Consider the following 13,359-nt stretch of genomic DNA (forward strand, 5'->3'; position numbering starts at 1 on the left):
TAGAGGTTATTATTACTTCACGGTAATAATAACCTCGCCATGAGCATTTTTTGACTCAAAATCATATTTGGTAAATCGGTCTGCTCTTTCCGGTAGCGCAATCATTTCTAACCTCTTCTTTTCTTTACTATCAATAACATGATTTTGTTTTTGTTCTTGATAAGGCGAAAGTACGCTAGTTCTAAGCGCATCCCATCGAACTTGCTGTAAATAGTTATCTCCTAACGCCTGACGTACTTGTTGTTGTTCTATCGCAGTTTTTTTTGCATCGTCCTGAGCTTTCGCAATAATGACGGGTAAAGACGTGGTTATCGCTCCTGTTTGAGTTGCAAGCGCACTTTCCGACATTGGTTGTGCAGCCCATGTATTTGATAATAATACAGATATACCGCTCAAAATTCCCAGCATATACCCTTGCTTATTGTTCATTTCATTCATCCTAAAAAATTGTTATTGTTTGTTATATCGAACAAAATTAACAATTTTTTAAGCATGTCGCAATGTTATAAACAAACTTCCCGACAATTAACATTGATCATTTTAAAACCTGATTTTTTTCACGAGCATTTTGTGAATATTCCAGTAGTTTTATAGATTCTTATCTCAGACTTGAACCACACCCTTAAATCCCTTACTGTGATTTTATAATTTATCTGTAAATTGATTTTATTTATAAATAAACACCATCCGAGGTGAAATAATGCTTCAGCACTGCTGCCAAATATTAGAAACTCGTCAACTTAAAATTGCCTTTATTGAAAGTGCCAGTTCGGGTTATTTAACTAGTCAATTTTCCATTCATAAAAATAGCGGTGCAGACATTTTACTGGGTGGTTTAGTGAGTTATGACCCTAGCATTAAAGTTAGTATTTTAAATATCGACCCAAAGTTAATAGAGACTTACACAGCAGAGTCACCACAAGTTACTGAGGAAATGTGCAAACTGGGCCAACAGTTATTTCAACAAGCAGACCTTATTGTAAGTTGTACTGGTCTATTAAAATCTGGAGGAAGTGAAACCGCAGAAAAACCTGTAGGTACTTTTTTTATGTGTATTTATTACCAAGACCGTATTTATCATTACCATTATTTTTTATCGGGCCACCCCGAACAAAAATTAAAAACATTAACTCAGAAAATTTCAGATGCCTTAATTGCTTTACTCACATCAACAACACAAACAGCCTCACCATAAAAAAAGAGAATATGTTTCCATATTCTCTTTTCGGTTTTAGCAGAAAAAGCTTAGCTGAGTTTCATTTTATCAAAGACTAAGTGACCATTTTCACCTTTAACTAAAATGGTATCACCTGCGACAAAATCACCCGACAAGATTTTTTGAGCTAATGTGTTTTCAATCTGTTGTTGAATCGCACGTTTTAACGGACGAGCACCATATACAGGGTCGAAACCAGCATCAATCAATAAATCAAAGGCAGTATCATCTACAGTTAAACTCATATCACGATCAACAAGTCGTGAACGTAATCGATCCAACTGAATATCGGCAATACCACGAATTTGTGCTTTCTTGAGTGAATGGAAAATCACAAGCTCATCAATCCGGTTAATAAATTCCGGACGGAAATGCTGACTTACCGCATTCATTACAATGGTACGCACTTCATCGTCAGTTGCCCCCTCACCTAGCTCACGTACATCTTGTGAACCCAAGTTCGATGTCATCACAATAACCGTGTTTTTAAAGTCGACTACTCGGCCTTGTGAGTCTGTTAAGCGTCCATCATCCAATACTTGTAACAAGATATTGAATACATCAGGATGCGCTTTTTCAACCTCATCAAACAACACCACACTATATGGTTTACGGCGAACAGCTTCAGTTAAAACACCGCCTTCTTCATAACCCACATAACCCGGAGGTGCACCCACCAAACGGCTAACCGAATGTTTCTCCATGAATTCACTCATGTCGATACGAATCATGGCGTCATCACTGTCAAACAAGAAGTTCGCCAGTGCTTTTGTTAACTCGGTTTTACCAACACCTGTTGGACCCAAGAATAAGAATGAACCACTTGGACGATTCGGATCAGACAACCCTGCACGCGAACGACGAACCGCATTCGATACAGCAACAACGGCTTCATCTTGCCCTACAACGCGGTCATGTAAAAAGCCTTCCATATTGAGTAGTTTTTCACGCTCGCCTTGCAGCATTTTAGCAACTGGAATTCCTGTTGCTGCACTCACGACTTCAGCAATTTCATTTTCAGTTACTTTAGTACGAATAAGTTTTGGCTCTTCGTTCTCTTCTGCAACTTCATCTTGCTCAAGTTGTTTTTGAAGCTCTGGAATCACACCATACTGTAAACGTGCTGCTTCAGCTAAATCACCCTCACGCTGAGCCTTTTCAAAAGCAATACGCGCTTTATCAAGTTCAACCTGAGCTTGTTTAGTGCCTTCTACAAGAGTCTTCTCAGATTTCCAGATTTCTTCAAGATCATTGTATTCTTTCTCGACTTCAGCAATCTGTTTTTCAAGATGAGCGACTTCGGCTTTACTGCCTACATCTTCATCTTTTTTTACAGCTTCCAATTGCATTTTCAACTGGATTAAACGGCGGTCGAGCTTATCAAGCGCTTCTGGTTTAGAGTCAATTTCCATCTTAATACGAGAAGCTGCTTCATCAATCAAGTCAATTGCTTTGTCTGGTAATTGACGATCTGTAATATAACGATGAGACATTTTTGCGGCAGCAATAATCGCTGAGTCTAAAATCTGTACGCCATGGTGAGTGGCATATTTCTCTTTTAGACCACGCAAAATCGCAATGGTATCTTCAACACTTGGCTCATCAACCAATACTTTTTGGAAGCGACGTTCTAAAGCTGCATCTTTTTCAATATATTGGCGATACTCATCTAAGGTTGTTGCGCCCACACAGCGCAACTCACCGCGCGCCAATGCAGGTTTTAACATGTTCCCTGCATCCATTGCGCCATCACCCTTACCTGCGCCTACAAGCGTATGTAGCTCGTCAATAAACAGGATGATTTCGCCTTCGTGTTTAGCCAAATCTTTTAAAACAGCTTTTAAACGTTCTTCAAACTCGCCACGATATTTAGCACCAGCCAGTAATGAACCTAAATCTAATGATAAAACTCGTTTGCTTTTTAAGCCTTCTGGTACTTCACCATTTACAATACGCTGCGCCAAACCTTCAACAATAGCGGTTTTACCAACACCCGGCTCACCAATGAGTACAGGGTTGTTTTTTGTACGACGTGATAAGACCTGAATAGTACGGCGGATTTCATCATCACGCCCAATAACCGGATCAAGTTTTCCCGCTAAAGCACGTTCAGTTAAATCAATCGTATATTTATTAAGTGAGTCACGTTGATCTTCGTGATTATTACTCATGACTTTGTCACTACCTCGAATATGTTCAATAACTTTACGTAAGCTGTCAGGAGTTACACCTACGGCACTTAAAATATTTTTAGTTTCGCCTGTCTCTGCTAAGCCTAATAGAACCCAATCAGTTGACAAAAATTCGTCACCTGCTTTTTGCGCATATCTATCTGCCAGATTAAGCGCTTTAACGGCTTCAGGGTTTAAATTGACATCTCCAGTCGGATTCGCAATAGTCGGAGCATCTTTTATAGCTTGCTCAAGCTTTTGTTTAAGTTCAGGTAACCGAGCACCTGCTTGTTGCAACAAACTAATATTTGATGGCTCTCCTAATAGGGTAGACAAAATATGAATACCTGCGATCGCGGTATGGTCTTTACCCATCGCTAAAGATTGAGCATCTGAAAGGGCTTGCTGCAAGCGGTTTGTAAATTTTTCAAAACGCATTCTTGTTATTCCTCACAACAAATTTGTACTTGTGTAATAAATGGGAACACTTTTTCGGATTTCAAATAAATTTTTATATATTTTTCATAATGTTATTAAAATAACAAAGAGTAAAACTCCATTATAATATGGGTTTGTGAGCGATCTATTTCAAGTACATTTTGTATAATTTTTAAGAGAAAGCAAAAATGTCATGTTTTTATCTGAATTTTTATAACAAATGGCAATTTGAAAGCTGTGATGTTTTTAATAGTTATAACTGTTAAATATTAAAATAATTGAAGGCAGCCTTTATTTAAAAGGACTGCCTTTTAAAACAACTAATCAATTAGTCCATTGATGAAATGGGCATTTTGCTTGTTCTGTTTTTTCTTTGGGTAGGTCTGGCGTCGACACAGGACGACGCTGGTGTTGCTCCTGAATAGTAGGGAACACAGATGTAAAGAAGTTTGACCAACCACCGGTACGTACTCTTAACAAATTATATTGCTCAGGTGATGTCACAGCTTGAGCAAATGTTTCTGGGTCAGCTACTGTTATTGTTAAAATATTAGATGAACTTCCTTGACTGAATTGCTTCAGGATAGCTACAAGTTCTTGAACTCCAAAGTCTTCACCAATATTAAAATCTGTAGGTGCTCCATCAGCCATTAAATTTGTGCCGATACCCTCAAAACCTTGTAAAGCACGGCTAAACTCAACTTTTTGATGATCAATTGCCAAATCTGCTGGACTTGGTGATGGACTTAGATCAGAAGCTACTGTTGTACCTAAACGGCGACCATCAGCACTCGCACCATTCCATGCCCCCATTTCCACATGATTTTCAAAAGTTCCCACACCCGGTTGAATCTGTATACCAAACGGATGCTCTTTTGAGCCATAGCATTCAGCCAAACTTTTAAGGCTTTGTGCGAATTGTGGCCATGGATGAGTAAATGTCTTGACTGATATCTCAGCAATCATTTTAACAATCTCATCACCTAGTTTATCGACTTCGGGGTTACCACGCCCATAACGTGGTTGTGCCAAAGCAATTTCACGTAAGCGCTTATAACGATCAGCTTGCGCGGCAATACGGGCATGACCAGCTAAATTGCTAATAAATGGCTCAGTCATTTTATATCCCCAGTCACAGCAGAGACATTCTAATAGTTCAGGCAATGTAGTAACTGCGGTTAACGGGTCAAAAACCATCGCCTTAATGGCATACAACGAGTTAATTGTATTACTGAGCGAGATATAACATGGTCCATAAATATTATATTTAGCACCGCCACTATAAAAATCTTGCCCTTTAGCCAAGCAGTCGTCCATCAAGACATTTAGAATTGGAGATGGACAAATATCTGTATTGGCACCGTAGCCTAGAATTTGCCCATTGAATGCCTTGCGATTGAGCAATTCAAAATGTTGCTTGTATAACTCTAATAATTCTTCAAAACTATCAATCTGATCGGCAGGTTTCGTATTTAATGAAACAGTTTGCCCAAATAGATAACTTTGTCCCGCACTTGAAATTGTTTTACCCTGATTTAGTGTACACTCCAAAGGCTGTAATGTCGAGAATCCACCTAAAGAAAACCAATTTTCGCCAGGGAACTGAGGTTCATAACAACCATCGCAAGCATAATTTTGGGCTGAACGAATATCGACTTTAGAATTCCAATTTGGCAAATTAGTGAGTGCATCCCCCCCTACACCATTTCCACTTTGATGAAGACTAGGAATGAGTTTTTCATCATTTAATAAAATTGGATGAGCACCGCCAGATAAAATTGCATGTGCAGCCACTTCTAAAATTTCTTCAGGAATATCCTTGCGAGTGCGTAGAGACAAACACGGTGCATTTAACGGTAACCGGCCTGATGCACGAATGAATAATTTTGTGACCTCATTGTAAGCTGGTTTAGTTTTAGAAAAGTCTTCTTCACCATCAGCGACTGTACCACCAACTGTAATCTGTTGAATCCATTGCCCCAAAGATGCACCTTGAGGATAAGGTCCCGAACTACCACCCATTGCGAGATTACCAAAAGGTTGATGGTCTTCCATAAACATACGGTTTTGTTGTACTTTTTCATCTAGCTTAATATAGAAGGCATCGATAATTTCCTGTGCTTCTTCAGGCGGAATCGCATCTTTTTCAAGGAAAGGGTGCAACAGCTGATCCATACGTCCAAATGCTGTTGGCTCACCATTTAAATGCAAACAACTATGCAACGTGAAAATAAATTGAACTGCGTCAATAAATGTGTCCGGTTTATCTTTCGACAACTTTTCCATTCGTCGACCAATTGCAATTAAATTATCTCTTTCGAACTCTTGTCCTTTTTGCATCTGGCCTGCGACTTTAAATGCAAGCTTTGAGTAATTTAAGAAATATTCAGAAATACCGGTTAGTGCTAATCTTGAAGCTTCATAGAAGTCTTTCTTCTCTGGAGTCTGCGCATTGCTTGCATGTTTAGCAATTTCTTGTTGTAGACCAGCTAAACCTAAATCTAGTGCCTTTTTATAATTTGGAATAACATGCCCAACACCCGATGCTTCACTTAAATTACGCAAAAAGCCCTGGAGACGTTCTTCTTCAGATAAATACTTCATGACATAACGACCTTCACCCAAGGTCAGATTTGGCATAGCTCCTACAATAATTTCATCAGGCATAATGCGATAAGTATCCGATCCATAAATGACCTTACCTTCACATTCGCGCCCAGTTGAATACGGAATCATTTCACCATTTTTTAATAAAATTTTCCGTCCGCGGAAACCATAATTTTCTGATGAGAATAACTGTAAGCTTAATCGAATAGCCCAACCTTTGCGCAACATAATAGATAAACCCATAATATTTTCAGGCTTATCACTGATGTCAAACTCATCAATATAATAATCTACCCCTTGTTCAATTTCTTCTTGTTTCCGGTTGAAATACCAGTTGTCTTGCCATAAAGAAAATGTATTCTCAAGTAAACTTAAAATACGATTAGAAGGTGGTTTAAAAAATTCACTATGGGGATTTAGCCCAGTTGCCATGTTAAAAAGATAATTACTATGATTGTAGTACATCAAACCATTATCGGAACTATTCATATAATGGCGATCAAATCGATTCCAATCCATACCTGGGAAAAAATTCCAGTTATCTTTATCTAATCGACTAAAATCATTTAAATATTCTGGTGCATCATCTAATGCTAAATCTTTTAAACTTGGAATATAAAATATTCCTCCCAAGTCTGAATGAAGGCTATTGAATAGACGGTCATTCATAAAGCCTTCTATTGCCCCTATCTGACTCGCCATAACCTCTTCTAAAATTGCAGCAGTTTTTGCAAAACCAGCAAAATAAATCCCTGCTTCATCTGCTTTAGTTACCGATTTTGGCACTCTAAAACTTGAATTTGACTCAGCACGGCCAAACGGCAAACCCAAACGCAGAACTGGTGTAGTATTTCCATTTTCATCTTGTACACGAGAAGCTTTAATGTGCGAACGGCTATCACGGTCTGGAATAATCGTGTCGTCAGTTTTACGTCCAATCAAATCTTCAATTTGATCTTCTGACATCATGTTGATTTGATCCCAATTAATTAAAAACCTTTGAGATAAAACGTATGAGCCACCAAAATGATCAATATCTTCTGCACCAATTAAAGTATGTTTTGCCAGTGAAATTGGATCAGATGGATTATTTAAATTTTCAGAAAAACGACACCCTAAAACCTTACCATTGCGACCAGTTTTAGATTGTGAAGCAGTAACTTGACTAAATATTTCTTTAATATCTGAAGCTAAAAAATGCTCAATATATTTCTGTAATATTGTACACGCATCGGCATCATCACTTTTTACATGCAACCAAATGTCGCCATCCGAATTTTTAAAACTGCCATTAGAATCAGAAAAAACTTCTGAGACATTTGGATTTTTTTCTTCTGGATAATGTAATTGCATTCCCTTTGGTCGTGACAACTTATCTTTTTTACAAATCAGATCCCAATTATCAAAAGATATACCAATTGCCAAAGTTGTATTTTTACTAGAAAGTGCTGGATTCTTATTGACCTCTTGACGCACAGCGATCATTAACTGACGAATTTTTTCACGTGTAATTTCGGTATTAAGCCAAACCGTAGTAAAAATTGCATGGGGGGCTGGATAAACCAACCCTCGTTGCATGTATTTCCATATTTCAGTAAAACGATCTTCATAAGATATATTTAACATTATATTAAAGTCCTTTAAAATATTTATATAATAATTAAAATTTTGATTATAAATTTAACCAAAAAATCATTATTGACAATAAAAACCAGAATAACAAGAGATTTAAAATCAAAGAAAAACAGTAAGAATTAACAAACAATCAAAATAAAAAGTTAAGTTTAGAAAATTTAAAATATAAGACAAATAAAATCACAAAAACAAAGATAAACAAACAATTAATTATTAAAATAAAGTAATAAATAAAATTAGAATTCAATTGTTAAAAAAATTAAAATAACTCTTAATTAAAACTTACTGATATAATCTCGAATATTCTCTTATAAAATTATTGTTGCTATGTTAATAAAAAAACTCATTTCTACTTTGCTTTTTACATCAATACCTTTTTACTGCTTTGCCGAGCTCCCCCAAGACTCTCGAAGAGCTGGCGGAATTGCGGTTATTCCTTTAACTGCTGATATTACTCAGGTCAACTTCCAGCAAAAACCAGTTTTAATCAGTCAAGAAGGTCATCAGCGTTATGCTGTACTTGGTATTCCGTTATCTACTCCACTCGGCAGTGTTCAGCTCGATACCAATAAAGCCCCTATTCAAATAGAAATTAAGCCCTATCCTTACACTGAGCAACGGATTAAAGTTACTAACCAAGACTATGTGAACCCCAACCAAAGTCAGTTAGACCGTTACGCTCAAGAAGCTAGAGAACAAAATGACGTTTATAGCTCCTTTACACAGAGCACATGGCAAGCCTTGCCAAAATTTATACGCCCCACTTCGGGGAAATTCAGTAACTCTTTTGGGCGAAAACGCTTCTTTAATGGCGAAGAGCGCGCGCCCCACTCAGGTTTAGATATCCCTGCACCAGTGGGACAAAAAGTAGTTGCACCAGCAGATGGTGTTGTAATTCAAACTGGATCTTATTTTTTTAATGGTCAAACCGTATTGATTGATCACGGGCAAGGCTTAATCAGTATGTTTTGCCATTTAAGTGCAATTAAAGTAGAGAAAGGCCAACATATTCGCCAAGGAGAAACTTTAGGTTTAGTGGGTAAAACTGGACGTGTGACAGGTCCGCACTTGCATTGGGGCATGAGCCTTAATAATGCACGAGTAGACCCTCAGTTATTCTTAGGCAAAACGCGCTAATTTAGTTTTTTCCGGAAATATTTTGGCGAATCGACATACCCTTCTCGTAAGTAAAATTGATGCGCCAATGTTCGCTGTTCGCCCGAATGCAGTTCCATTCGATCACAGCCACGTTGCCTTGCCAATTGCTCAGCCTGCTGCAAAAGTAAATGTCCAACACCTTTACTTCGTATATTTTCATCAACACATAAATAGCATACTTTGGCAAAGTCACCTTTTAAGGCGATTTGTGGAATAAAATAAAGAGATAAAAAACCACAAATTTTATTCTCTTCTTCAGCAATCAAAATTTGTGATTTAGGATCGCTATGTAGTATTTCAAATTTTTCTTGGATAAGAGCGAGAGGCTGTGGGTACCCCATCTGTTTAAGTAAATTACAAATTGCCTGAGTATCTTCCCATTTAGCAGTGCGAATATTCACTTTCATTTCTCCTCTTATTTTTTAGTTATTTTTGACAATAAAAAAAGCCAACTCTAATGTCAGCTTCTTTTTTTATCTATCAAAAAAACACCTTATTCAGCTTCAATAATTTCGAAGTCATGGGTAATTTCAACACCACCATCAGAAAGCATTTTACTCGCTGAACAATATTTTTCGGCAGATAATTCAACCGCTTTTGCAACCTGTTTTTCTTTTACAGCTTTACCTGTTACCACGAAGTGTAAGTGGATTTTAGTAAAAACAGCCGGAATTGCGTCAGCGCGCTCAGCTTTTAAATTACATACAACATTCGTCACATCTTGACGAGATTTCTTTAAAATGGTCACAATATCAAACGAAGCACACCCACCAAGTCCCATTAATAGCAACTCCATAGGACGTGGACCACGGTTTTCACCACCATACTCAGGTGAGCCGTCCATGATGACACTATGCCCACTATCTGATTTCGCTTCAAAAGCAACATTCTCTAGCCAATGTACACTTGTTTGCATTGCAACTACCTAAAAAAAATTATAAATTTAAGCAGGGTCTGTTGACATTTCATCTATGGATTGCTTTAGAGCTAAAAATTAATCCAAATAAGACGCAAAACCCAGACAATGGCTATCCTTTGTCCAGTTTTGTTATATAGTTTGTGAAATTTCAGCCATAATCTGAGCTGCAATTTAAGCAGTGCAGGCATAGCGCAAGACCATGTTATTTTGTACGTTCCGTTGTTAAGATCTATTTATTTAGAATGGCTAAATTTCATAGCTCTTGCTTGGTAACGTCTAAAAGAATTGTCTTATGTCGCAACCATCTGTGAAATGTCAACAGACCCTTGTTTTGTACACTAACATAAAATGAGTTGATAAGGAATTTCATCTCTTCTGTGTAATAGCTCATCTCGGGCTTGTGTGAATTGTTTACCCTATTCGGAACATATTAAGCATGACTTCAAATTTTTCACAACTCAGCACAGATGCTTTATCCCCGGGGCAACTACCTGAATCCGTTAAAGCATTGTTAAAACGTGCTCACATCAACAGATATCCAAAACGAACCACAATTGTTGATGCCGGAACAGAGTCGAAATCTTTATATTTAATTTTAAAAGGCTCAGTTTCAATTATTTTACGTGAAGATGATGAACGTGAAATTGTTGTTGCATATTTGAATCCGGGTGACTTCTTTGGGGAAATGGGGCTTTTCGAACCGAACCCTCAACGTACAGCTGAAGTTCGTACTCGTGATGTCTGTGAAATTGCAGAAATTTCTTATGACAACTTCCACGAACTTAGCAAACAATATCCAGACTTAAGTTATGCTGTTTTTGCACAGCTCGTTCGCCGTCTAAAAAATACGACCCGTAAAATGACAGATCTTGCATTTATCGATGTGTCTGGCCGTATTGCACGTTGTTTAATCGACCTATCTTCACAGCCAGAAGCAATGATTTTGCCAAATGGTCGTCAAATTCGTATTACTCGTCAAGAAATTGGCCGTATTGTGGGTTGTTCACGTGAAATGGTTGGCCGTGTACTCAAAACCTTAGAAGATCAAGGCATGATCCAGACAGATGGTAAAGCTATTCTTATTTTTGATGTTTCATTAGAAGATGCACCTGTTTCTGATGAAGACTATGATGATGAAGAATAATATTTATTAAATTTTTAATCAAAAGCAAACTTCGGTTTGCTTTTTTTATATGCAACAATGAGTTAATACACAAAACTTACAAACTATTCTAATTTTATGATTTAAGTTGAATACATATTCTCCGTTAGGTTAGCTCAAAATTTCCAAGGATTCCACTGTATGCAATTTAACCCACTTAGTCGCACAGGCCTCAAGCTTCCAGAAATTTGTTTAGGCACCATGACATTTGGTGAGCAAAATTCCCAGCAAGAAGCATTTCAACAACTTAATTATGCTTTGGCACACGGTTTATATTTTTGGGATACGGCAGAGATGTATTCGGTTCCGCCAAAACCTGAAACTTATGGTGCAACAGAAACGATCATTGGCAATTGGTTTGCCCAAAATGGTCAACGTGATAAAGTCTTCCTCGCCTCTAAAATTGCCGGGCCCGGCTTTGGAGGAACACACATCCGAGAAGGCCATACGCGCTTCAACAGCGATCATATTGCGAAAGCTCTAGATGGTTCACTCAAACGTCTCCAAACCGACTATATCGACCTCTATCAACTCCATTGGCCTGAACGTCACACCAACTTCTTTGGTACGTTAGCTTATGGCAACCAGCAAGCTCAAAATGATTACGACACAACACCTCTAGAAGAAACATTACTTGCTCTACAAGAAGAGATTAACCGCGGACGCATTCGCTATATTGGCTTATCAAATGAAACTCCATGGGGCACTATGAAGTTTTTACATTTGGCTGAAAAATTAGGTGTAAGTAAGTTCGTAAGCGTTCAAAACCCATATAGTCTACTCAACCGTACTTATGAACTAGGTATGTCTGAAATTGCTAAATATGAAGATGTTGGTTTACTCGCTTACTCTCCTCTTGCTTTTGGTTACCTCTCTGGAAAGTTTAGAAATGGCGCTCGTCCCGCTAATGCCCGTGTCACATTATTTCCGCGTTTTAGCCGCTATAGTAACCCTCAAAGCGAATGGGCAACTGAGCAATATGCACAGCTAGCAGAGAAACATGGGTTAAGCTTAACCCAAATGGCATTAGCATTTATCAAACAACAATTCTTTGTGACCAGCACAATTATTGGTGCCACGAACCTAGACCAACTTAAAGAAAATATTCAGGCATTTGAAATTGAATTATCTGCTGAAGTTTTGCAAGGTATTGAGGCCATTCACACTCAACAGCCCAACCCTGCGCCCTAAATAAAAAACGGATGCTTAAGCATCCGTTTTCTTTATCTATAAAAAATTTATATCTTATTTACGGGTATTATAAACTGCCATTGCTGCAGGCAAGTTTTTACGCATTTCGCCAATACGCTGAGAGTTAGATGGGTGAGTAGACAGGAAAGATGAACCACCACCACCTTCAAGCTTGTTCATTTTCTCCCACAGTGTAATCGCAGCATTTGGGTTATAACCTGCACGCGCCATTAGCATTAAACCGCCTTGGTCAGCACGACTTTCCAAGCTACGAGAATATGGTAAGCCTACACCCACTTGCGAACCCAGTTGAGCAGCAGCAGTTCCAAGCTGACCGACATTGTTACCGGCATAGCTTAAACCAATACCTAATGCTAAATCAGTCAAAGCCTGAGCACCGATTTTACTTTTTGCATGCTCTTCTAAGGCGTGAGTCATTTCATGCCCCATAACTGCTGCAATTTCAGCATCAGTCAGGTTCAATTTATTGACAATACCTGTATAAAACACAACTTTACCGCCCGGTGCTACGTAAGCATTAATCGAGTCAGACTTCAACACTGCCAACTGCCAGCTAAATGGCTGACCCGTCTGGTTCATCTGGTTCGCATATGGTTTTAAACGGTTGAATACAGCATTAATGCGGTTATATGTACTAGAACTAGTATCTAGCGCACCTTTACCACGTGCTTCCTGCACCATTTTATTAAAACCCTGAGCAGATTGAGTATTTAAGGTCGCTGTATCTGCACCTGCCATATCCGCTACTGTTGCACAGCCAGAAATGGTCATCACACTTGCAGCACACAAGCTTAAAAAGAGTTTTTTATTCATAACACGGATCACCTAAATCGTTAAAAAA

The 13,359-nt window shown here is 38.2% G+C and carries 10 protein-coding genes and 1 pseudogene; 4 read left to right on the forward strand and 7 right to left on the reverse strand.

What is annotated here, in order from left to right:
* Positions 1–12: 12 nt before the first annotated feature.
* Entirely contained in the window at positions 13–429 is a 417-nt protein-coding gene (locus tag F936_RS13535) for a hypothetical protein (RefSeq protein WP_005048120.1), read from the reverse strand.
* Positions 430–700: 271 nt separating this feature from the next.
* Here F936_RS13535 and F936_RS13540 point away from each other — a divergent pair, with 271 nt between their 5' ends.
* The gene (locus tag F936_RS13540; protein ID WP_005048123.1) at positions 701–1,195 is read left to right on the forward strand and encodes a CinA family protein; all 495 of its coding nucleotides are present in this window, start codon (positions 701–703) and stop codon (positions 1,193–1,195) included.
* Between the two features lie 50 nt (positions 1,196–1,245).
* Here F936_RS13540 and clpB read toward each other — a convergent pair whose 3' ends face one another.
* Both clpB and F936_RS13550 read right to left on the reverse strand, forming a co-directional pair.
* Entirely contained in the window at positions 1,246–3,825 is a 2,580-nt protein-coding gene (gene clpB / locus F936_RS13545; protein WP_005048126.1) for an ATP-dependent chaperone ClpB, read from the reverse strand.
* A 324-nt stretch (positions 3,826–4,149) separates the two neighbouring features.
* On the reverse strand, positions 4,150–8,058 hold the full coding sequence (locus F936_RS13550) for a Dyp-type peroxidase (RefSeq protein ID WP_005048128.1): 3,909 nt from the start codon (positions 8,056–8,058) through the stop codon (positions 4,150–4,152).
* 336 nt (positions 8,059–8,394) lie between these two features.
* Between F936_RS13550 and F936_RS13555 the strand changes: the two genes are divergently transcribed.
* Positions 8,395–9,204, forward strand: a complete 810-nt coding sequence (locus tag F936_RS13555; protein WP_005048131.1) for a peptidoglycan DD-metalloendopeptidase family protein — start codon at positions 8,395–8,397, stop codon at positions 9,202–9,204.
* On the opposite strand, the gene F936_RS13560 is transcribed toward F936_RS13555, so the two are convergent.
* From F936_RS13560 to F936_RS19585, 3 genes and pseudogenes are all read right to left on the reverse strand, one after another.
* A complete protein-coding gene (locus F936_RS13560; RefSeq protein WP_026055570.1) occupies positions 9,201–9,626 on the reverse strand; it encodes a GNAT family N-acetyltransferase in 426 nt (141 codons plus the stop codon). The genes F936_RS13555 and F936_RS13560 overlap by 4 nt on opposite strands.
* A 92-nt stretch (positions 9,627–9,718) precedes the next feature.
* On the reverse strand, positions 9,719–10,141 hold the full coding sequence (locus F936_RS13565) for an OsmC family protein (protein WP_004642007.1): 423 nt from the start codon (positions 10,139–10,141) through the stop codon (positions 9,719–9,721).
* A gap of 135 nt (positions 10,142–10,276) precedes the next feature.
* A pseudogene (locus tag F936_RS19585) lies at positions 10,277–10,339 on the reverse strand (hypothetical protein); the annotation flags it as partial.
* 241 nt (positions 10,340–10,580) lie between these two features.
* Here F936_RS19585 and crp point away from each other — a divergent pair.
* Both crp and F936_RS13575 read left to right on the forward strand, forming a co-directional pair.
* Positions 10,581–11,288 carry a cAMP-activated global transcriptional regulator CRP gene (gene crp, locus F936_RS13570; protein ID WP_005048135.1) on the forward strand — a complete coding sequence of 236 codons (708 nt, stop codon included), beginning with the start codon at positions 10,581–10,583 and terminating at the stop codon, positions 11,286–11,288.
* A gap of 159 nt (positions 11,289–11,447) precedes the next feature.
* On the forward strand, positions 11,448–12,497 hold the full coding sequence (locus F936_RS13575) for an NADP(H)-dependent aldo-keto reductase (RefSeq protein WP_003652689.1): 1,050 nt from the start codon (positions 11,448–11,450) through the stop codon (positions 12,495–12,497).
* Positions 12,498–12,551: 54 nt separating this feature from the next.
* Here F936_RS13575 and F936_RS13580 read toward each other — a convergent pair whose 3' ends face one another.
* Complete coding sequence (locus tag F936_RS13580) at positions 12,552–13,331, reverse strand: M48 family metallopeptidase (RefSeq protein WP_005048138.1); 780 nt, start codon at positions 13,329–13,331, stop codon at positions 12,552–12,554.
* Positions 13,332–13,359: the final 28 nt, after the last annotated feature.

The organism is Acinetobacter calcoaceticus DSM 30006 = CIP 81.8, assembly GCF_000368965.1.
Classification (GTDB): domain Bacteria; phylum Pseudomonadota; class Gammaproteobacteria; order Pseudomonadales; family Moraxellaceae; genus Acinetobacter; species Acinetobacter calcoaceticus.